The 19,630-nt window shown below is 48.9% G+C and carries 36 protein-coding genes; 2 read left to right on the top strand and 34 right to left on the bottom strand.

The genetic code is table 11. The features are described 5' to 3' along the window. Positions 1-2: 2 nt before the first annotated feature. From rplO to rpsJ, 21 genes are all read right to left on the bottom strand, one after another. Positions 3-437 carry a 50S ribosomal protein L15 gene (rplO, locus tag AC0IXI_RS02090; RefSeq protein WP_034461765.1) on the bottom strand — a complete coding sequence of 145 codons (435 nt, stop codon included), beginning with the start codon at positions 435-437 and terminating at the stop codon, positions 3-5. A 3-nt stretch (positions 438-440) separates the two neighbouring features. Beyond that, on the bottom strand, positions 441-620 hold the full coding sequence (gene rpmD / locus AC0IXI_RS02085; RefSeq protein WP_004846568.1) for a 50S ribosomal protein L30: 180 nt from the start codon (positions 618-620) through the stop codon (positions 441-443). A gap of 6 nt (positions 621-626) precedes the next feature. Next, positions 627-1,127 carry a 30S ribosomal protein S5 gene (gene rpsE, locus AC0IXI_RS02080; protein WP_034461766.1) on the bottom strand — a complete coding sequence of 167 codons (501 nt, stop codon included), beginning with the start codon at positions 1,125-1,127 and terminating at the stop codon, positions 627-629. A 14-nt stretch (positions 1,128-1,141) separates the two neighbouring features. Then, positions 1,142-1,495: a 50S ribosomal protein L18 gene (gene rplR / locus AC0IXI_RS02075; protein WP_034461768.1), complete on the bottom strand. Its 354-nt coding sequence runs from the start codon at positions 1,493-1,495 to the stop codon at positions 1,142-1,144. Positions 1,496-1,504: 9 nt separating this feature from the next. Further along, positions 1,505-2,038 carry a 50S ribosomal protein L6 gene (gene rplF / locus AC0IXI_RS02070; RefSeq protein WP_034461769.1) on the bottom strand — a complete coding sequence of 178 codons (534 nt, stop codon included), beginning with the start codon at positions 2,036-2,038 and terminating at the stop codon, positions 1,505-1,507. 13 nt (positions 2,039-2,051) lie between these two features. Next, on the bottom strand, positions 2,052-2,444 hold the full coding sequence (gene rpsH / locus AC0IXI_RS02065) for a 30S ribosomal protein S8 (RefSeq protein ID WP_034461770.1): 393 nt from the start codon (positions 2,442-2,444) through the stop codon (positions 2,052-2,054). 30 nt (positions 2,445-2,474) lie between these two features. After that, positions 2,475-2,780, bottom strand: a complete 306-nt coding sequence (gene rpsN, locus AC0IXI_RS02060) for a 30S ribosomal protein S14 (RefSeq protein WP_034461771.1) — start codon at positions 2,778-2,780, stop codon at positions 2,475-2,477. Positions 2,781-2,793: 13 nt separating this feature from the next. Next, on the bottom strand, positions 2,794-3,333 hold the full coding sequence (rplE, locus tag AC0IXI_RS02055; protein WP_064514249.1) for a 50S ribosomal protein L5: 540 nt from the start codon (positions 3,331-3,333) through the stop codon (positions 2,794-2,796). A 14-nt stretch (positions 3,334-3,347) separates the two neighbouring features. Beyond that, a complete protein-coding gene (gene rplX, locus AC0IXI_RS02050; protein ID WP_034461774.1) occupies positions 3,348-3,662 on the bottom strand; it encodes a 50S ribosomal protein L24 in 315 nt (104 codons plus the stop codon). A gap of 10 nt (positions 3,663-3,672) precedes the next feature. Continuing rightward, the gene (rplN, locus tag AC0IXI_RS02045) at positions 3,673-4,044 is read right to left on the bottom strand and encodes a 50S ribosomal protein L14 (RefSeq protein WP_002438705.1); all 372 of its coding nucleotides are present in this window, start codon (positions 4,042-4,044) and stop codon (positions 3,673-3,675) included. A gap of 166 nt (positions 4,045-4,210) precedes the next feature. Further along, a complete protein-coding gene (gene rpsQ, locus AC0IXI_RS02040) occupies positions 4,211-4,465 on the bottom strand; it encodes a 30S ribosomal protein S17 (protein WP_034461775.1) in 255 nt (84 codons plus the stop codon). After that, positions 4,465-4,656 (bottom strand): 50S ribosomal protein L29, encoded by a 192-nt coding sequence (gene rpmC, locus AC0IXI_RS02035; protein ID WP_008457158.1) that lies wholly within the window; start codon positions 4,654-4,656, stop codon positions 4,465-4,467. The genes rpsQ and rpmC overlap by 1 nt, the downstream gene beginning before the upstream one ends. Further along, positions 4,656-5,066: a 50S ribosomal protein L16 gene (gene rplP, locus AC0IXI_RS02030; RefSeq protein ID WP_008927134.1), complete on the bottom strand. Its 411-nt coding sequence runs from the start codon at positions 5,064-5,066 to the stop codon at positions 4,656-4,658. The genes rpmC and rplP overlap by 1 nt, the downstream gene beginning before the upstream one ends. An 11-nt stretch (positions 5,067-5,077) precedes the next feature. Then, positions 5,078-5,779 carry a 30S ribosomal protein S3 gene (gene rpsC, locus AC0IXI_RS02025; protein WP_000529945.1) on the bottom strand — a complete coding sequence of 234 codons (702 nt, stop codon included), beginning with the start codon at positions 5,777-5,779 and terminating at the stop codon, positions 5,078-5,080. 17 nt (positions 5,780-5,796) lie between these two features. Then, positions 5,797-6,129: a 50S ribosomal protein L22 gene (gene rplV, locus AC0IXI_RS02020; RefSeq protein ID WP_034461779.1), complete on the bottom strand. Its 333-nt coding sequence runs from the start codon at positions 6,127-6,129 to the stop codon at positions 5,797-5,799. A gap of 13 nt (positions 6,130-6,142) precedes the next feature. Next, positions 6,143-6,421, bottom strand: a complete 279-nt coding sequence (rpsS, locus tag AC0IXI_RS02015) for a 30S ribosomal protein S19 (protein WP_001138115.1) — start codon at positions 6,419-6,421, stop codon at positions 6,143-6,145. Positions 6,422-6,437: 16 nt separating this feature from the next. Beyond that, positions 6,438-7,259, bottom strand: a complete 822-nt coding sequence (gene rplB / locus AC0IXI_RS02010; RefSeq protein ID WP_034461780.1) for a 50S ribosomal protein L2 — start codon at positions 7,257-7,259, stop codon at positions 6,438-6,440. Between the two features lie 17 nt (positions 7,260-7,276). After that, on the bottom strand, positions 7,277-7,579 hold the full coding sequence (gene rplW / locus AC0IXI_RS02005; protein WP_034461781.1) for a 50S ribosomal protein L23: 303 nt from the start codon (positions 7,577-7,579) through the stop codon (positions 7,277-7,279). Then, positions 7,576-8,181, bottom strand: a complete 606-nt coding sequence (gene rplD / locus AC0IXI_RS02000) for a 50S ribosomal protein L4 (protein WP_034461782.1) — start codon at positions 8,179-8,181, stop codon at positions 7,576-7,578. The genes rplW and rplD overlap by 4 nt, the downstream gene beginning before the upstream one ends. A gap of 10 nt (positions 8,182-8,191) precedes the next feature. After that, positions 8,192-8,821 carry a 50S ribosomal protein L3 gene (gene rplC / locus AC0IXI_RS01995; protein ID WP_064514251.1) on the bottom strand — a complete coding sequence of 210 codons (630 nt, stop codon included), beginning with the start codon at positions 8,819-8,821 and terminating at the stop codon, positions 8,192-8,194. 31 nt (positions 8,822-8,852) lie between these two features. After that, a complete protein-coding gene (rpsJ, locus tag AC0IXI_RS01990) occupies positions 8,853-9,164 on the bottom strand; it encodes a 30S ribosomal protein S10 (protein WP_034461784.1) in 312 nt (103 codons plus the stop codon). A gap of 380 nt (positions 9,165-9,544) precedes the next feature. On the opposite strand from rpsJ, the gene AC0IXI_RS01985 reads away from it, so the two are divergent. Continuing rightward, a complete protein-coding gene (locus tag AC0IXI_RS01985; RefSeq protein ID WP_424221958.1) occupies positions 9,545-10,063 on the top strand; it encodes a prepilin peptidase in 519 nt (172 codons plus the stop codon). Here AC0IXI_RS01985 and bfr read toward each other — a convergent pair. The 11 genes from bfr to fkpA form a co-directional block, all read right to left on the bottom strand. Continuing rightward, positions 10,047-10,523 carry a bacterioferritin gene (bfr, locus tag AC0IXI_RS01980; RefSeq protein ID WP_134187850.1) on the bottom strand — a complete coding sequence of 159 codons (477 nt, stop codon included), beginning with the start codon at positions 10,521-10,523 and terminating at the stop codon, positions 10,047-10,049. The two genes, AC0IXI_RS01985 and bfr, sit on opposite strands and share 17 nt — an antisense overlap. Positions 10,524-10,594: 71 nt before the next feature. After that, on the bottom strand, positions 10,595-10,789 hold the full coding sequence (gene bfd, locus AC0IXI_RS01975) for a bacterioferritin-associated ferredoxin (RefSeq protein ID WP_034461786.1): 195 nt from the start codon (positions 10,787-10,789) through the stop codon (positions 10,595-10,597). A 148-nt stretch (positions 10,790-10,937) separates the two neighbouring features. Continuing rightward, positions 10,938-12,122 (bottom strand): elongation factor Tu, encoded by a 1,185-nt coding sequence (gene tuf / locus AC0IXI_RS01970; RefSeq protein ID WP_232863769.1) that lies wholly within the window; start codon positions 12,120-12,122, stop codon positions 10,938-10,940. A gap of 73 nt (positions 12,123-12,195) precedes the next feature. Further along, a complete protein-coding gene (gene fusA / locus AC0IXI_RS01965) occupies positions 12,196-14,310 on the bottom strand; it encodes an elongation factor G (RefSeq protein WP_034499038.1) in 2,115 nt (704 codons plus the stop codon). Between the two features lie 93 nt (positions 14,311-14,403). After that, positions 14,404-14,874, bottom strand: coding sequence for a 30S ribosomal protein S7 (gene rpsG / locus AC0IXI_RS01960; RefSeq protein ID WP_034499040.1), 471 nt, complete (start codon positions 14,872-14,874; stop codon positions 14,404-14,406). Positions 14,875-14,964: 90 nt separating this feature from the next. After that, positions 14,965-15,339: a 30S ribosomal protein S12 gene (rpsL, locus tag AC0IXI_RS01955; protein WP_003023654.1), complete on the bottom strand. Its 375-nt coding sequence runs from the start codon at positions 15,337-15,339 to the stop codon at positions 14,965-14,967. 126 nt (positions 15,340-15,465) lie between these two features. Further along, positions 15,466-15,753, bottom strand: coding sequence for a sulfurtransferase complex subunit TusB (gene tusB, locus AC0IXI_RS01950; RefSeq protein ID WP_134185625.1), 288 nt, complete (start codon positions 15,751-15,753; stop codon positions 15,466-15,468). A 6-nt stretch (positions 15,754-15,759) separates the two neighbouring features. Continuing rightward, on the bottom strand, positions 15,760-16,119 hold the full coding sequence (gene tusC, locus AC0IXI_RS01945) for a sulfurtransferase complex subunit TusC (protein WP_064514261.1): 360 nt from the start codon (positions 16,117-16,119) through the stop codon (positions 15,760-15,762). Next, positions 16,119-16,505, bottom strand: coding sequence for a sulfurtransferase complex subunit TusD (tusD, locus tag AC0IXI_RS01940; RefSeq protein ID WP_064514263.1), 387 nt, complete (start codon positions 16,503-16,505; stop codon positions 16,119-16,121). The genes tusC and tusD overlap by 1 nt, the downstream gene beginning before the upstream one ends. Continuing rightward, positions 16,505-17,227 (bottom strand): helix-turn-helix transcriptional regulator, encoded by a 723-nt coding sequence (locus AC0IXI_RS01935; protein WP_034460202.1) that lies wholly within the window; start codon positions 17,225-17,227, stop codon positions 16,505-16,507. The genes tusD and AC0IXI_RS01935 overlap by 1 nt, the downstream gene beginning before the upstream one ends. 177 nt (positions 17,228-17,404) lie before the next feature. Beyond that, positions 17,405-18,238: an FKBP-type peptidyl-prolyl cis-trans isomerase gene (gene fkpA, locus AC0IXI_RS01930; protein WP_064514265.1), complete on the bottom strand. Its 834-nt coding sequence runs from the start codon at positions 18,236-18,238 to the stop codon at positions 17,405-17,407. A 226-nt stretch (positions 18,239-18,464) separates the two neighbouring features. Here fkpA and AC0IXI_RS01925 point away from each other — a divergent pair, with 226 nt between their 5' ends. Continuing rightward, a complete protein-coding gene (locus tag AC0IXI_RS01925) occupies positions 18,465-18,683 on the top strand; it encodes a protein SlyX (protein WP_034460204.1) in 219 nt (72 codons plus the stop codon). 52 nt (positions 18,684-18,735) lie between these two features. Here the strand turns inward: AC0IXI_RS01925 and slyD are convergent, their stop codons facing one another. Both slyD and AC0IXI_RS01915 read right to left on the bottom strand, forming a co-directional pair. Beyond that, positions 18,736-19,326 (bottom strand): peptidylprolyl isomerase, encoded by a 591-nt coding sequence (gene slyD, locus AC0IXI_RS01920; protein ID WP_064514268.1) that lies wholly within the window; start codon positions 19,324-19,326, stop codon positions 18,736-18,738. 97 nt (positions 19,327-19,423) lie between these two features. Beyond that, positions 19,424-19,624 (bottom strand): YheV family putative zinc ribbon protein, encoded by a 201-nt coding sequence (locus AC0IXI_RS01915; RefSeq protein WP_064514270.1) that lies wholly within the window; start codon positions 19,622-19,624, stop codon positions 19,424-19,426. Between the last annotated feature and the right edge of the window lie 6 nt (positions 19,625-19,630).

The following is a 19,630-nucleotide window of genomic DNA, read 5'->3' as shown; positions in this document are numbered from 1 at the left end:
ACTTATTCCTCGATTTTACCGCCAGCAGCTTCGATAGCAGCACGAGCGCCTTTAGTGACACGCAGGCCGCGAACAGTTACCGGACGAGAAACCTCGCCAGACAGAATCACTTTCGCGAACTCAATCTGGATACCGATAATGTTTGCTGCTTTCAGCGTGTTCAGGTCAACTACGTCGCCTTCAACTTTCGCCAGATCGGAAAGACGAATCTCACCAGTGATCATTGCTTTGCGAGAGGTGAAACCGAATTTCGGCAGGCGACGGTACAACGGCATCTGGCCACCTTCGAACCCACGACGTACGCCACCGCCAGAACGAGAGTTCTGACCTTTGTGACCACGACCGCCGGTTTTGCCGAGACCAGAACCGATACCACGACCCAGACGCTTGGAAGCGTGCTTAGACCCTTCGGCCGGAGACAGAGTATTTAAACGCATCTCTTACTCCTCAACTTTAACCATGTAGGAAACCGCGTTGACCATACCACGTACAGCAGGAGTATCCTCGCGCTCTACGGTGTGGCCAATACGACGCAGACCCAGGCCAAGCAGCGTTGCCTTGTGTTTCGGCAAACGACCGATCGCACTGCGGGTTTGTGTAATTTTAATAGTCTTTGCCATGGTCAATTACCCCAGAATTTCTTCAACGGATTTACCACGCTTGGCAGCGACCATTTCCGGAGATTTCATATTCGCCAGGCCATCAATAGTTGCACGAACCACGTTAATCGGGTTGGTGGAACCATATGCTTTAGCCAAAACGTTATGAACTCCAGCGACTTCCAGAACGGCGCGCATTGCACCGCCGGCAATAATACCGGTACCCTGGGAAGCCGGCTGCATGAACACACGAGATCCTGTGTGCACACCTTTAACAGGGTGCTGCAGGGTGCCGTGGTTCAGCGCGACGTTAATCATGTTGCGACGGGCTTTTTCCATCGCTTTCTGGATAGCTGCTGGAACTTCACGCGCTTTTCCGTAACCAAAACCAATGCGACCGTTACCATCGCCAACCACTGTCAGAGCAGTGAAGGAGAAAATACGACCACCTTTTACGGTTTTAGATACGCGATTTACCGCGATCAGCTTTTCCTGCAGTTCGCCAGCTTGTTTTTCGATGTGAGCCATCTTACACCTCTACCTTAGAACTGAAGGCCAGCATCACGGGCAGCATCTGCCAGTGCCTGGACACGACCATGATATTGGAAACCAGCACGGTCAAAGGATACTTTCGTAATACCTTTTTCCAGTGCGCGCTCTGCAACAGCTTTACCCACAGCTGTAGCGGCGTCTTTATTTCCAGTGTACTTCAGTTGCTCAGCGATAGCTTTCTCTACAGTAGATGCAGCTACCAGGACTTCTGAACCGTTTGGTGCGATAACCTGTGCATAAATATGACGAGGCGTGCGGTGAATCACCAGACGAGTCGCACCCAGTTCTTTGAGCTTGTGACGTGCGCGGGTCGCACGACGGATACGAGCAGATTTCTTATCCATAGTGTTACCTTACTTCTTCTTAGCCTCTTTGGTACGCACGACTTCGTCGGCGTAACGAACACCCTTGCCTTTATAAGGCTCAGGACGACGGTAGGCGCGAAGATCAGCAGCCACTTGTCCAATCATCTGCTTATCAGCGCCTTTCAGCACGATTTCAGTTTGAGTTGGACATTCAGCAGTGATTCCCGCTGGCAGAGCATGTTCAACAGGATGAGAGAAGCCTAGGGCCAAACTCACCGCATTGCCTTTAACTGCTGCACGATAACCTACACCAACCAGCTGCAGCTTCTTAGTGAAGCCTTCGGTAACACCGATAACCATTGCATTTAACAGCGCACGAGTGGTACCCGCTTGGGCCCACGCGTTAGCAAAACCTTCGCGCGGAGCGAAAGTCAGTGCATTATCAGCGTGTTTAACTTCAACAGCATCGTTGATTGTACGAGTCAGCTCGCCGTTCTTACCTTTGATCGAAATAACCTGACCGTTGAGTTTTACCTCTACGCCAGCAGGAATAACGACCGGTGCTTTAGCAACACGAGACATTTTATTCCTCCAATTAGGCTACGTAGCAGATAATTTCGCCACCAAGACCAGCTTGGCGCGCTGCACGATCAGTCATAACACCTTTCGAGGTAGAAACGACAGCAATACCCATACCGGCCATAACTTTAGGCAGCTCATCTTTTTTCTTATAGATGCGCAGACCTGGGCGGCTGACTCGCTGAATGCTCTCTACCACAGCCTTGCCCTGGAAATACTTAAGAGTCAGTTCCAGTTCAGGCTTGATGTCGCCTTCGATTTTAAAATCTTCAATATAGCCTTCTTCTTTCAGCACGTTGGCAATTGCCAATTTCAGCTTGGAGGAAGGCATGGTGACCGCAACTTTATTCGCGGCTTGACCGTTACGGATACGGGTCAGCATATCCGCGATCGGATCTTGCATGCTCATCTGTCTTTACTCCCGTGATTCAATTGGATATTACCAGCTAGCCTTCTTCAAGCCAGGTACTTCACCGCGCATAGCGGCTTCACGAAGCTTGATACGGCTCAACCCGAATTTGCCCACATAACCATGCGGACGACCAGTTTGGCGGCAGCGGTTACGCTGACGGGACGGGCTGGAATCACGCGGCAGAGACTGCAGCTTAAGAACAGCATCCCAACGTTCTTCGTCGGATGAGTTCACACCAGAGATGATAGCTTTCAATTCCTCGCGTTTAGCGCGGTATTTGTCGGCCAGTTTCACGCGAACGACTTCGCGTGCTTTCATCGATTGCTTAGCCATTAGTAACCCTACCTTACTTACGGAATGGGAAGTTAAAGGCTGCCAGCAGAGCACGGCCTTCATCATCAGATTTCGCAGTAGTGGTAATGGTAATATCCAAACCACGAACGCGATCGACTTTGTCATAGTCGATTTCTGGGAAGATGATCTGCTCACGGACACCCATGCTGTAGTTACCACGGCCATCGAATGACTTAGCGGACAAGCCACGGAAGTCACGGATACGTGGTACAGCAATGGTGATCAGGCGCTCAAGAAACTCCCACATGCGTTCGCCACGCAGAGTTACTTTACAGCCGATCGGATAGCCCTGACGGATTTTGAAGCCTGCAACTGATTTGCGTGCTTTGGTGATCAACGGTTTTTGACCGGAGATTGCTGTCAAGTCAGCTGCTGCATTATCCAGCAGTTTCTTGTCAGCGATCGCTTCACCCACACCCATGTTCAGGGTGATCTTCTCGACCCGAGGGACTTGCATGACAGAATTGTAGTTAAACTCACTCATGAGTTTTGTAACTACTTCGTCTTTGTAGTAATCATGCAGTTTCGCCATCGTACTACTCCAAATTACTTGATAGTTTCGCTATTAGATTTGAAGAAACGGACTTTTTTGCCCTCTTCGAATCTAAAGCCTACACGGTCAGCCTTGCCGGTTGCCGCATTGAAGAGTGCAACGTTAGAAACTTGAATAGCAGCTTCTTTTTCAACGATGCCACCTGGTTGGTTCAGGGCCGGAACCGGCTTCTGATGTTTCTTAACCAGGTTAATACCTTCAACAATAAGCTTGCCGGAAGACAAGACATTCTTAACTTTACCGCGCTTACCTTTATCTTTACCGGTTAACACGATAACTTCGTCATCACGACGGATTTTAGCTGCCATGATTCGCTCCTTAGAGTACTTCTGGTGCCAGAGAGATAATTTTCATGAACTTTTCATTACGTAGTTCACGAGTTACCGGCCCAAAAATACGCGTGCCGATTGGTTGCTCGCTGTTATTGTTTAAAATAACGCATGCATTACCATCGAAGCGAATGACAGAACCGTCCGGGCGACGAACACCCTTCCTGGTGCGCACCACTACCGCTTTCAGGACATCGCCTTTCTTCACCTTACCACGAGGAATTGCTTCCTTGATGGTAATTTTGATGATGTCGCCGACGCCTGCGTAGCGACGGTGCGAGCCACCCAGAACCTTGATACACATTACGCGACGCGCGCCGGAGTTGTCGGCTACGGTCAGCATAGTCTGTTCTTGGATCATTTCAGTGCTCCGCTAATGTCAACTACTACTTCGGGACCCATAATTAGGTCGTTAAAAAGCCCCATAAACGAGGGCGCGGCATTATAACACCGGTTCCTGAATATGGGTAGAAAAAATAAACGGCTCATTTACTGAGCCGTTTATTCGTTAGACAAAGCTCACTGTATTACAGAACAGCTTTATCTACAACGCGAACAAGCGTCCAAGACTTAGTCTTAGACAGTGGACGGCATTCGCGGATTTCAACCACGTCACCGATACCACATTCATTGTTCTCGTCATGTACGTGCAGTTTGGTCGTACGTTTGATGAATTTACCGTAAATCGGGTGTTTCACCACACGTTCGATAGCAACAACAATGGATTTCTCCATTTTGTCACTAACAACGCGACCTTGCAGAGTACGGATTTTATCGGTCATTACGCACCCGCCTTCTGAGTCAATAAAGTCTTAACACGTGCAACATCACGACGCACTTGCTTCAGCAGGTGAGTCTGTTGCAGCTGGCCACTTGCTGCTTGCATACGCAGATTGAACTGCTCACGCAGCAAATTCAGCAGCTCGGTGTTCAGCTCTTCAACACTCTTTTCACGCAGCTCTTTTGCTTTCATTACATCACCGTCTTAGTTACAAAGGTGGTTTTAATCGGCAGTTTCGCTGCTGCCAGCTTGAATGCTTCACGGGCCAGCTCTTCTGGTACGCCGTCCATTTCATACAGGACTTTGCCAGGCTGAATCAAGGCAACCCAATACTCTACGTTGCCTTTACCTTTACCCATACGCACTTCAAGCGGCTTTTCGGTGATCGGTTTGTCCGGGAATACACGGATCCAGATCTTACCCTGACGCTTAACTGCACGGGTCATTGCACGACGTGCTGCTTCGATCTGACGTGCAGTCAGACGACCACGGCCAACAGCTTTCAGACCGAAAGTGCCGAAGCTAACATCCGTACCAGCAGCCAGACCACGGTTGCGGCCTTTGTGCACTTTACGGAATTTTGTACGCTTTGGTTGTAACACAGCGACTCTCCTTACTTACGGCCTTTACGCTGCTGCTTTTTAGGTTGAGCAGCCGGTTTTTCCGGTTGTTCAACAGCAGCCATCCCACCCAGGATCTCACCTTTAAAGATCCACACTTTAACGCCAATTACACCATAAGTGGTGTGCGCTTCAGAGGTGTTGTAGTCAATGTCAGCACGCAGAGTGTGCAACGGCACGCGACCTTCACGGTACCATTCGGTACGTGCGATCTCGGCGCCGCCCAGACGGCCGCTAACTTCAACTTTGATACCTTTAGCGCCCAGACGCATGGCATTCTGTACAGCACGCTTCATAGCACGACGGAACATAACACGACGTTCCAGCTGTGAAGTGATGCTATCAGCAACCAATTTTGCGTCCAGTTCAGGCTTACGAACTTCGGCGATATTGATCTGTGCAGGAACGCCAGCGATATCCGCTACGACCTTGCGCAGTTTTTCTACGTCTTCGCCTTTCTTACCGATTACGATGCCAGGGCGAGCAGTGTGAATAGTCACACGGATGCTCTTAGCTGGACGCTCGATAACGATACGAGATACAGACGCCTTCGCCAGTTCCTTTGTCAGGTACTGACGAACTTTAAAATCGCTGTCCAGGTTGTCAGCGAATTCTTTGGTGTTCGCAAACCAAGTAGAGTTCCAAGGTTTTACAATACCCAGGCGAATACCATTAGGATGTACTTTCTGACCCATTGCTAGTCTCCAGAGTCTCAGCGATCGGACACAACCACAGTAATGTGGCTGGTGCGCTTCAGGATGCGATCTGCACGACCTTTTGCACGCGGCATAATGCGCTTCATGCTTGGGCCTGCGTCTACGAAGATTTTCGCGACTTTCAGATCGTCAATGTCAGCGCCATCGTTGTGTTCAGCGTTAGCAATGGCAGATTCCAGAACTTTCTTGACCAATACCGCAGCTTTCTTGTTGGTGAAGGTCAAAATTTCCAGTGCCTGCGACACTTTCTTACCGCGAATAAGGTCTGCAACAAGGCGAACCTTTTGAGCAGAAGAACGAGCGTGGCGATGTTGAGCTAAAGTTTCCATCTCTTCCTCCTACTTATTTCTTCTTGGCTTTTTTATCAGCAGCATGGCCGCGATAAGTACGTGTCGGTGCAAATTCACCCAGTTTGTGACCGACCATTTCGTCGGAAACAAATACCGGAACATGCTGACGACCATTATGGACAGCGATGGTCAAACCGATCATGTTAGGAAAGATCGTTGAACGACGGGACCAAGTGCGCAGGGGCTTCTTGTCACCGCTTTCCACCGCTTTCTCTACCTTCTTCAGCAAGTGCAGGTCAATAAAAGGACCTTTCTTGAGAGAACGTGGCATGGCTTATCCTCTAAAATTATTTGCTACGGCGACGTACGATGAATTTATCAGTACGCTTGTTGCTGCGGGTCTTCTTACCTTTGGTCTGAACGCCCCACGGAGTTACCGGGTGCTTACCAAAGTTACGACCTTCACCACCACCATGTGGGTGGTCGACTGGGTTCATCGCAGTACCGCGAACGGTAGGACGAACACCACGCCAGCGTGCAGCACCTGCTTTACCCAGAACGCGGAGCATATGCTCAGAGTTACCGACTTCGCCCATGGTTGCACGGCAGTCAGCTTCGACTTTACGCATTTCACCAGAACGCAGACGCAGGGTAACGTAAGCACCATCACGTGCAACGATCTGCACATAGGTACCAGCAGAACGTGCAAGCTGACCGCCTTTACCTGGTTTCATTTCTACGTTATGAACGGTAGAACCAACCGGGATATTGCGCATCGGCAGGGTGTTACCTGCTTTGATTGCAGCATCAACGCCAGATTGAATCTGGTCGCCAGCTTTCAGGCCTTTAGGGGCCAGGATGTAACGGCGTTCGCCATCTTTGTACAGAACCAGTGCGATATTCGCAGAACGGTTCGGATCGTACTCAAGACGTTCAACAACTGCCGGGATACCATCTTTGTTGCGTTTAAAGTCAACAATACGATAAGCCTGCTTGTGACCACCACCGATGTGACGAGTAGTGATACGACCATTGTTGTTGCGGCCACCGGATTTGCTGTTTTTTTCAACCAGCGGAGCAAATGGTTTGCCCTTATGCAGCTCAGGGTTGACCACTTTAACTACGTGGCGACGACCCGGAGATGTCGGTTTACATTTAACAACTGCCATTGTTTTTCTCCTCCGACTTACTCAGCGCCGCCGACGAAGTCCAGATTCTGGCCTTCCTTCAGGGTGACGTAAGCTTTTTTCCAGTCGCTACGACGACCGATACGCTGTCCATGACGCTTAGTTTTACCTTTAACAAGCAAGGTATTAACGCCTTTAACTTCAACTTCGAACAGTTTCTCAACAGCAGCAACGATCTCTGCTTTGGTCGCGTCTTTTGCAACTTTGAGAACGATGGTATTAGTTTTTTCCATCGCCATAGATGCTTTTTCAGATACGTGCGGCGCGCGCAGTACTTTCAGCAGACGTTCTTCACGGATCATGCCAGCATCTCCTCAACTTGCTTAACTGCATCAGCAGTCATAACGACTTTGTCGAAGGCGATCAGGCTAACTGGATCGATTGTTGCTGCGTCGCGCACGTCAACCTTATGCAGGTTACGCGCAGCCAGGAACAGATTCTCATCCAGTTCGCCAGTTACGATCAGCACATCTTCCAGGGCCATGTCTTTCAGTTTCTGAGCAAGCAGCTTAGTTTTAGGCGCTTCAACAGAGAACTGTTCGACAACGATCAGACGATCCTGACGTACCAGTTCGGACAGAATGCTTTTCAGCGCTCCGCGGTACATCTTTTTGTTAACTTTTTGACTGTGGTCCTGCGGGCGAGCAGCGAAGGTTACGCCACCGGAACGCCAGATCGGGCTCTTGATAGAACCTGAACGCGCACGGCCGGTACCTTTCTGGCGCCACGGCTTTTTGCCGGAACCAGTTACTTCAGCACGAGTCTTCTGAGCACGAGTACCTTGACGGGCACCAGCTGCATAAGCAACAACAACCTGGTGTACCAGCGCTTCGTTAAAATCACGACCGAAGGTAGTTTCGGAAACAGTCAGCGCGCTTTGCGCGTCTTTCAATACTAATTCCATTGCTATCTCCTCACGCCTTCACAGCTGGTTTAACAATAAGGTCGCTACCGGTTGCACCCGGAACTGCACCCTTAACCAGCAGCAGGTTGCGCTCAGCGTCAACGCGTACTACATCCAGGCTCTGAACAGTTACACGTTCGTTGCCCAGTTGGCCTGCCATTTTCTTGCCTTTGAACACTTTGCCCGGAGTCTGGTTCTGACCGATAGAACCCGGAACGCGGTGAGACAAGGAGTTACCGTGTGTAGCGTCCTGGGTACGGAAGTTCCAGCGCTTAACGGTACCTGCGAAACCTTTACCTTTAGAGGTGCCAGTTACGTCAACTTTTTTAACTTCAGCAAACAGCTCAACGCTAACATCTTGACCTACAGTGAACTCTTCGCCTTCTGCAAGACGGAATTCCCAAAGGCCACGGCCAGCTTCTACGCCAGCTTTAGCGAAGTGACCAGCTTCCGGCTTAGTTACACGGCTAGCTTTTTTAGCGCCAGTGGTAACTTGAACAGCACGGTAGCCATCGTTAGCCAGGTCTTTGACCTGAGTAACACGGTTTGCTTCTACTTCGATCACGGTTACTGGGATAGAAACGCCGTCTTCAGTGAAGATACGGGTCATACCCAATTTTTTACCGACTAAACCAATCATTGTTTCAACCTCTCAATCGTCAATGACCTGATTAACCCAGGCTGATCTGCACGTCAACACCAGCAGCCAGATCCAGACGCATCAGAGCATCAACGGTTTTCTCAGTTGGCTCAACGATGTCAACCAGACGCTTGTGAGTGCGAATTTCGTACTGATCACGCGCGTCTTTGTTGACGTGCGGAGAGATCAGAACGGTAAAGCGCTCTTTGCGGGTCGGCAGCGGGATCGGACCACGTACTTGCGCACCAGTGCGCTTAGCAGTCTCGACGATTTCCGCAGTTGATTGATCAATCAGACGATGATCAAACGCTTTAAGACGGATACGGATTCTTTGGCTCTGCATGAGACCATAGCTCCAATTATTTTATAGACGAAAAAAATCACTACTCACACCCATTACGATTGATGGGGGAGTGTAATCGTTCATACATAGTTCCCCAATTGGGAACATTGTCGACAGTAGCTTCACTGCCAGGCTCGTATTGAGCCAGCCGTCGATTAAGACAGGCCCGCGCATTATACGTAAATCTGCCCCTTAATCAAGCCATGGATACGAATTAAACAATCTTTTATGCAAGGGTACGGCACACCTTCAACTCGAGATGCAAAATTGACTAGCCATAGAATCTTCCCTGGAGGGCTGCTCGCGCCTGAATAATCTTCATTTTGTTTTCACATGTATATTAATTTAGTGTTGAAAATCATCTCACTGCAGAGTCATCAATGGCTATGTCTACATCCCCTACCCTATTCGAACTTCCCTTTTTCACTCTCTATATTGGGCTTTTACTACGGCTAGCCTGGATAGATTATCGATGCATGTTGCTCCCGGATAATCTGACTTACTCCTTGTTATGGTCTGGGTTACTGTATCAGCTGTGTTTTATACCCGAGAATTTAGCAGCATCAGTGCTTGGCGCCATTTGCGGGTATCTCAGTTTGTGGGGGTTGTACTGGATTTATTTTTACTGGCGAAAGTGCGCGGGCATCGGCTACGGAGATATGAAGCTTTTGGCTGCCTTAGGAGCATGGCATGGATGGCAGAGTTTGGGGTGGATTTTGTTCACAGCCTCATCAATGGGCCTGTTTGCGGTCTTAATATCAAAGTTATTAAGAAAGAAGAGAATTTCACTGACTACCACTCCGCTACCCTTTGGCCCATACCTTGCGATAGCGGGTGGTTCAGCAGGATGGATATATTCCTCCTTCCCGCTGTTTAAAGAACTCAATTTCCTTCTTTGATTTGCGACTGAATATAATTCTGCAAACCAATTTTAGAGATGAGATCTAATTCAGTTTCCAACCAGTCGATATGGTGCTCTTCCTCTGCAAGAATTTGGATCAGCATATCTCGACTGACATAGTCATGAATGGTATCTGCGTAAGCAATGGCTTCACGCAAATCTTTGGCACCTTCCATTTCTAATTTAAGGTCAGATTGAAGCATTTCTTCGACATCTTCACCAATATGGAGCTTGCCTAAATCTTGCAAGTTTGGAATGCCTTCGAGAAATAAAATACGCTCGATGTACTTATCGGCATGTTTCATTTCATCAATGGATTCGTGGTACTCAACTTCGTTGAGGCGCATCAGGCCCCAGTTTTTGAACATTCTCGCATGGAGAAAATACTGATTTATCGCGACAAGCTCGTTTCCCAATAATTTATTGAGATAATTTATTATCTTAATATCACCTTTCATTTTTTACTCCCTCCGCTTCCACTACATGAAGCGTAGATGTAGCACGGAGTAAGTCAAAAAAAGTGACCGTCTTAGGCAATCTCTTTAAATTCTGGGATCTGCAATAGCTCTTCTTGCATGATTTCTCGTGCTGCGCGAATGCATTTGCCACATTGGTTTCCCACTGGCACAAACTTGCGAAGCTGCTGGAAAGATTGTGGATGAAACTGGCGCACTGCCTGCCGAATTTTTTTATCACTTACACCATTACACAAACAAACGTACATAAGCACTCCCGTTCAAATTACGCGCAAAGTGTAAATGAGAATAGTTATGATTACAATAGCACACGCATATTGCTTAAGTGAGTAAGCGGCAAAAATAGCAAAAAAAAGAGCGCCTGAGCGCTCTTTTTTCATACAAAGGTATCAGCGATTAAGCGATAACTTTAGCAACAACACCCGCGCCTACAGTACGGCCGCCTTCACGGATTGCGAAACGCAGACCGTCGTCCATCGCGATTGGGTGGATCAGGGTAACAACCATTTTGATGTTGTCGCCCGGCATTACCATCTCAACGCCTTCTGGCAGTTCGATGGTGCCAGTCACGTCAGTTGTACGGAAGTAGAACTGTGGACGGTAGCCTTTGAAGAACGGAGTATGACGGCCGCCTTCATCTTTGGACAGGATATAAACTTCTGACTCGAACTGAGTGTGCGGCTTGATAGAGCCTGGCTTAGCCAGTACCTGACCACGTTCGATATCTTCACGTTTAATACCACGCAGCAGAACACCAACGTTCTCACCAGCACGGCCTTCGTCCAGCAGTTTGCGGAACATTTCAACGCCAGTACAGGTTGATTTCACGGTATCTTTGATACCAACGATTTCAACTTCTTCACCAACTTTAACGATACCGCGCTCTACACGACCGGTAACAACAGTACCACGGCCGGAGATGGAGAATACGTCTTCGATTGGCAACAGGAACGGCTTGTCGATAGCACGTTCTGGTTCCGGGATATAGGTATCCAGGTAGCCAGCCAGTTCGATGATTTTAGCTTCGTAATCCGCGTCGCCTTCCAGTGCTTTCAGCGCTGAACCACGTACGATTGGAGTATCGTCGCCTGGGAAGTCGTACATAGACAGAAGTTCACGAACTTCCATTTCTACCAGTTCCAGCAGCTCTTCATCATCAACCATGTCGCATTTGTTCAGGAACACGATGATGTAAGGAACGCCAACCTGACGACCCAGCAGGATGTGCTCACGAGTCTGTGGCATTGGGCCATCAGTCGCAGCAACAACCAGGATAGCGCCGTCCATCTGAGCAGCACCGGTGATCATGTTTTTAACGTAGTCGGCGTGCCCTGGGCAGTCAACGTGCGCATAGTGGCGAGTCGGGGTGTCATATTCAACGTGGGAAGTGTTGATGGTGATACCACGAGCTTTTTCTTCTGGTGCGTTATCGATCTGGTCGAAAGCACGAGCAGAACCACCGTAGGTTTTAGCCAGAACGGTAGTGATTGCTGCAGTCAGAGTGGTTTTACCATGGTCAACGTGGCCGATAGTACCGACGTTGACGTGCGGTTTTGTACGTTCAAATTTTTCTTTAGACACGGCTATATTCCTTACTGTTGCGCTCTCCCCTCAAGGAGAGAGCACGGGATCAATGTTTTTTAAAACTCTGGGCTTATTTGCCGCGAGCTTCGATTACGGCCTGAGCAACGTTGTTTGGCGCATCATCATACTTCAGGAATTCCATGGAGTAAGATGCACGACCTTTGGTCAGTGAACGCAGTTGAGTTGCGTAACCGAACATTTCAGACAACGGAACTTCAGCGTGAATCTGAACGCCAGTAGCGTTAGATTCTTGACCTTTCAGCTGACCACGACGACGGCTAAGGTCACCGATAACGTCACCGGTGTTCTCTTCCGGAGTTTCGACTTCAACCTTCATGATAGGCTCAAGCAGAACTGGTTTCGCTTTCTTAAAGCCATCTTTGAAGGCAATAGAAGCGGCCAGTTTAAACGCCAGTTCAGAGGAGTCAACGTCGTGGTAAGAACCGAAGTGCAGACGCACGCCGAGATCTACTACTGGATAACCCGCCAGAGGACCAGACTTCAGCTGTTCCTGGATGCCTTTATCAACAGCAGGGATGTATTCCGTTGGGATCACACCACCTTTGATGTCGTTGACGAACTCGTAACCTTTCGGATTCGAGCCCGGCTCCAGTGGGTACATGTCGATAACAACATGACCGTACTGACCACGACCACCAGACTGCTTAGCGTGTTTACCTTCAACATCGGTAACTTTCGCGCGAATCGCTTCACGGTAAGCAACCTGAGGTTTACCAACGTTAGCTTCAACGTTGAATTCACGTTTCATACGGTCAACGATGATGTCGAGGTGAAGCTCACCCATACCAGCGATGATAGTCTGGTTAGTTTCTTCATCAGTCCATACGCGGAATGATGGATCTTCTTTAGCCAGACGACCCAAAGCCAGACCCATTTTTTCTTGGTCAGCTTTAGTTTTCGGTTCAACAGCGATAGAAATTACCGGTTCAGGGAATTCCATACGCTCCAGAATGATCACATTGTCCTGATCACACAGGGTATCACCGGTAGTCACTTCTTTCAGACCAATAGCTGCAGCGATATCGCCCGCGCGAACTTCTTTGATCTCTTCACGTTTGTTAGCGTGCATCTGAACGATACGGCCCAGACGCTCACGCGCTGATTTCACCGGGTTGAACACGGTGTCGCCAGAGTTAACAACGCCAGAGTAAACGCGGAAGAAGGTCAGGTTACCAACAAACGGGTCAGTTGCGATTTTGAACGCCAAAGCAGCAAACGGCTCGTTGTCGTCTGAGTGACGAACAGCCGGAGTGTCTTTACCGTCGTCCAGCATACCGTTAATCGCAGTAACGTCAGTTGGAGCTGGCAGATATTCAACAACCGCATCCAGCATCGCCTGAACACCTTTGTTCTTAAATGCAGAACCACAGGTAACCAAGATAATTTCGTTGTTCAGTACGCGCTTACGCAGAGAAGTTTTGATTTCTTCTTCAGTCAGCTCTTCGCCACCAAAGAATTTCTCCATCAGTTCGTCAGAACCTTCAGCAGCGGCTTCAACCAGTTTCTGGCGCCATTCTTCGGCCAGTTCCTGCATATCAGCTGGGATCTCTTCGTATTCGAAGGTCACGCCCTGATCGGCTTCATTCCAGTTGATGGCTTTCATTTTCACCAGGTCAACAACACCGGTGAATTTCTCTTCCGCGCCGATTGCCAGTTGCAGAGGCACCGGAGTTGCGCCCAGACGTTTTTCGATCTGGTCAACAACTTTCAGGAAGTTAGCACCCATACGGTCCATTTTGTTAACGAACGCGATACGTGGAACTTTATATTTGTTTGCCTGACGCCATACGGTCTCAGACTGTGGCTGAACACCACCAACAGCACAGTAAACCATTACCGCACCATCAAGAACACGCATGGAACGTTCAACTTCGATGGTGAAGTCAACGTGCCCTGGGGTGTCGATGATGTTGATGTGGTGTGGTTCGAACTGTTTGGCCATACCAGACCAGAAACAGGTGGTCGCAGCAGACGTGATGGTAATACCACGTTCCTGCTCCTGCTCCATCCAGTCCATAGTGGCTGCGCCATCATGAACTTCACCGATTTTGTGGTTTACACCGGTGTAGAACAGAACACGTTCGGTAGTAGTAGTCTTACCGGCGTCGATGTGAGCACTGATACCAATGTTACGGTAACGCTCAATGGGTGTTTTACGAGCCATTTGATTCCTCTATATCCTAGGACGTTCATTTAAGTAACCCAAAGCGGGCAGCTCACATGAAGCGCCCGCTTGGTGACTAACACTCCGAAGGGATTACCAACGGTAGTGAGCGAACGCCTTGTTGGCTTCAGCCATACGGTGAACGTCTTCACGTTTCTTAACTGCAGTACCTTTGTTCTCTGCAGCATCAGAAAGTTCGTTCGCCAGGCGAAGAGCCATGGATTTATCACCGCGTTTACGAGCAGCTTCTACGATCCAACGCATTGCCAGAGCATTACGACGAACCGGACGTACTTCTACTGGAACCTGATAAGTAGAACCACCAACACGGCGGGACTTAACTTCGACAGTCGGACGAACGTTGTCCAGAGCGACTTCGAAAGCTTCCAGTGCTTGTTTACCAGAACGCTGAGCCAGGGTCTCCAGCGCGGTATACACGATAGATTCAGCAGTAGATTTCTTACCATCTACCATCAGAATGTTTACAAATTTGGCCAGCAACTCTGATCCGAACTTAGGATCTGGAAGAATTTTACGTTGACCAATGACGCGACGACGTGGCATGGGAATACTCCGTTGTTAATTCAGGGTTGTCCAAAACTCTATTGAGTTTGACATTTATTTAAAACGTTTGGCCTTACTTAACGGAAACCATTAAGCCTTAGGACGTTTCACGCCATACTTGGAACGAGATTGCTTACGGTCTTTAACGCCGGAGCAGTCAAGTGCACCACGAACGGTGTGGTAACGAACACCTGGCAAGTCTTTTACACGACCACCACGGATCAGGATCACTGAGTGTTCCTGCAGGTTGTGACCTTCACCACCGATGTAGGAGGTAACTTCAAAACCGTTAGTCAAACGCACACGGCATACTTTACGCAGTGCGGAGTTTGGTTTCTTAGGAGTGGTAGTATATACACGAGTACATACGCCACGTTTCTGCGGGCAGGCTTCCAGCGCAGGCACGTTGCTTTTTGCAACTTTGCGAGCGCGTGGTTTGCGTACCAGCTGGTTAACTGTTGCCATTAAATAGCTCCTGGTTTTAGCTTTTGCTTCGTAAACACGTAATAAAACGGCCTCATATAATATGAGGACGCAGAATTTTAGGGCTGAGCCGAAAAGGTGTCAAGAAATATACAACAATCCTGGATTTTACCAGGAAATATGTTGTTCGTGTTTAACCGTCAATGCAACGAAGTCAGTATAGCTGACCTTGCCTACACCGGTTGAAATTTGAGCAGTTAAGCCGCGAGCCTCGATATCTTCCTGCAGAGCATACACAGTAATGGGGGCTGAGAGCAGTAAATCAAGGGCTTTGGTCCCTGAGAGGGCTGCAATGACCGCATCTTGCCGTAATAAAAGTTCATCACCATGCTTCACACAGCGCAGCAACGATTCAAAATCGGTCTGAAAAGGTGAGTGTTGTAAAATATGCAGCATGTCGCCTCAGAAGGTTAGCACCACATCAAATTGATGCAGCATTTCGCACAATGCATCAGGCTCAAGCGGTTTAGCATCGAGAACCCAGTTTCTTTCTGGCGATAACCCTCGTTCACGGATCGAAGTCGCGCAGAGATAACACTGCTCGATATCGTACAACGGCAGCACGCGGAATGTCGCGATGTAGTCTCTGGAGAGGATAAGGCCTGGTTGCTGATCTGGTATCAGTTGCATAACCCCGTCGCCAATGAAAAACACGCCGATGTCTTCGGTTAGTGCTGATGTGGCAAGTAAGGCATCAAGCCCTTCACGCCCGCTGGCGCTTCCATGAGGTGCTGATTGAAATACGAATGCTACACGCTTCATCAGAATTGTACCGTCCGATCACAGCTCAACGAAGCCTGAGCCAGTGCCCCTAACCCACTAAGGGTGAAGCCAGGCTGCATATTATGACAAGGTAAACCGAGCTGTTTAGCTTGCTCTGCGTCAGTAACACCGCGACGCAGCGCCGCTGCAACACAGATATGCAATTCAACACCATGCTGTTCATTGAGTTGCTGCCACGCGCGAACAATATCAAATTCATCATTTGCAGGGGATGTAAGAAGGTTTGCGTTATAAACACCTTCGCGGTAGAAGAACACGCTTTCTAATGTGTGCCCTTGAGCAATAACGGCCTGAGAAAACTGCAACGCACTACTCGCCTGCTGCGTACCATAAGCTGGGCCTGTCACCAGGATGGCAAAACGCATTACTTATCCTGCCCCTGGAAATCACCGTTTTTGAATTGACGGATATAGAGATAAACCGTGTGCTTAGAAATATTCAAACGATCGGCAACCTGGTTAATCGCATCTTTGATATCAAAGATACCTTTCTCGTAAAGGTTCAGCACAATCTGCCGATTCTTGGCGTTGTTGGACACATTGCGATCGGCATTCACTTCTTCAATCGTGAATTCCAGCGCCTGCATAACCAGATCTTCAACTGAGGATGCAAAGTTCACCGATGAAGCCACTTCAGGCGTTTCTGGCGGAATAAACGTCGACATAATTTGCGAGAATGGAACATCAAGATTGATGTTGATACACAATAAGCCGATAACACGTTCATCACGGTTACGAATGGCAATAGTCTCTGACTTCATCAGGACACCGCTTTTTGCACGGGTGAAATAGCATTTGGAAACGCTACTATCCGCACCAGTCATATCATGCAGCATACGTAAGGCAAGATCGGTAATCGGCGAGCCAATTTTGCGCCCAGTGTGTTCACCATTTGCGATGCGAATAGCGGAACACTTCAGATCTTGCAGCGAGTGCAACACAATTTCACAGTGAGAACCAATCAGCATCGCTAACCCGTCCACCACCGCTTCGTAGGATTTTAATATTTCAAAGTCGGTTTGTTCGAAAGGACGCTGGTCCAGTAAATCAAGCTCACTGGTTTCATTGGTTAAAAGCGAATTGGACATTTAAAGATACCACCCTCTACAGAGAGCCTGTCGCGCTTAAATGGTGTCAGGGCAGACTCATACTCGTTGTTGCGCAGCCTGCTAAGGTAATACAGCGTAAGAGGCGCTTTCCAGCTTTTATTATATCCTGCCTCAAATAAAAAACCGCCGCCCCTGAGGACGGCGGTTAATAATGCCTTATTTGCTCTTAGCTGCATCAGCTTCTGGAGCGGCTTCTGGTTTCGCGTCTGCTTTAGGCGCTGGTTTAATATCCAGCAGCTCAACGTCGAATACCAGTGTGGAGTTAGCCGGAATTCCCGGAACGCCAGTTTTGCCATAAGCCAGTTCTGGTGGAATAACCAGTTTGATTTTCCCGCCTTTCTTCAGGTTTTTCAGGCCTTCAGTCCAGCCTGGGATAACACCGTCAAGACGGAAAGAGAGTGGCTCGCCACGGGTGTAAGAGTTGTCGAACTCTTTACCGTCGATAAGCGTACCTTTGTAGTTCACAACAACAGTGTCGCTGTCGGTTGGTGCTTCACCTGTACCGGCTTTGTCGATTTTATACATCAGGCCAGTAGAAGAAGTTTTAACACCTTTCTCTTTTGCGAAAGTATCACGGAAGGCTTTGCCTTTATCCGCGTTTTCTTTAGCGTCTTTTTCCATTTTCGCTTGAGCGGAAGACTTCACGCGAGCTTCGAAAGCTTGCAGAGTCTGCTCAATTTCCTGATCGGATAATTTGCTCTTGTCAGCAAATGCATCCTGAACGCCGGCGATAAGCTGGTTCTTGTCCAGCGTGATCCCCAGCTTTTCTTGTTCTTTCAGAGAGTTTTCCATATAACGGCCCAGCGAAGCACCTAATGCGTACGCAGATTTCTGGTCGTCATTTTTGAATGCTGCGTTGCTTGCAGCTGGTGCCGCAGGGGCAGCAGCATCTTTAGCAGCAGCCGGAGTCGCAGGGGCAGCGAACGCCGGAGCGCTCAGGGCAACGGCCATCGTGGTCGCCAGTAGCGTTACTTTAAACAGTGATTTCATCCATTTCTCCAGGGCCGGGGCCTCTAACCCCAAGGTTATTATCAACTAAGAGACGTACTATAACGTCGTGGAAGAAATCTACACAATCTCTCCGCGCCTTATCGAGACAAATTCAGACTCTTTTTGTATAAAGAAGTTTCGTCCTGAGCAAAACGACGCTGTACCGTGCAGAATTTTTCAGTAGAATCGCCAGAAATTGTCCATCCGCAGGCCAGGAGTATTAGCCATGCAACAGAAATCGACCGAACAACGGCTAGAAGAACTTGAGAGTCGTCTTGCTTTCCAGGAGATTACTATAGAAGAGTTAAATCAGACGGTAACGGCTCATGAATTAGAGATGGTCAAACTGCGCGAGCATTTCCGCTTGCTAGTTGAAAAACTAAAAGCCAGCCAGCCTTCGATGGTGGCATCAGAAGCCGAAGAGACTCCACCTCCGCATTACTAGTTACCAAAAGAAAAGGCGTGTCAGTGACACGCCTTTTTTTATCTTTCGCAGATTAGTGGCAACCGCAACCGCCATTACCGCCACAACCGCCTTTACCATGTTCATGTTCATGGTCGTCGCCGTGACCGTGACCACCACAGCAACCACCTTCATGGTCGTGATCGTGGTGATGATCATGTTCGCCGTGAACGTGGCCATGAGCCAGTTCTTCAGCAGTTGCTTCGCGAATTGCGATAACTTCTACGTTGAAGCTCAGGTTTTGACCTGCCAGCATGTGGTTGCCATCAACAACAACGTGCTCATCTTCAACGCCAGTAATTTCAACTGGTACTGGGCCCTGGTCGGTGTCAGCCATAAAGCGCATACCAACTTCCAGCTCATCAACGCCCATGAACACGTCTTTAGGAACGCGTTGCACCAGGTTTTCGTCATACTGGCCGTAAGCGTCATTTGCGCCAACATTCACGTCGAAACGATCACCAACAACGTGACCTTCCAGCGCAGTTTCCAGACCTGAAATCAGGGAGCCGTGACCATGCAGATAGTCCAGCGGCGCACTCACCGGAGACTCATCAACCAACACACCGTCTTCTGTACGTACCTGGTAAGCCAGGCTGACCACCAGGTCTTTTGCTACTTTCATGATATCTCCTGAGCGAGCGTGAGAAAAAAACTGGCGCCGATTGTAGCGGAATTTAGCGCCGGTGTACCCCTAAGCTTAAAAAAGCTGGAGCATCTCGCTAGTCCGGATGAAAAATCCCAATGACTTGCTCTTGTTCGCGAACATGCTCACGAACTTGCTTATCCGCCTCACGCATTTGGTGGCCGCACTTAACACACTCAACAATATCGACATTATTCTCACGCCACATCGCGAGGGAATCTCGCTCCTGGCATTCGGGGCAAACAGCCCCGGCAATAAAACGTTTACGCACCGGCATTCGCTT

The sequence above is a fragment of the Buttiauxella sp. AC038 genome (assembly GCF_979253565.1).
This window is presented reverse-complemented; position numbering and strand designations above follow the sequence as displayed.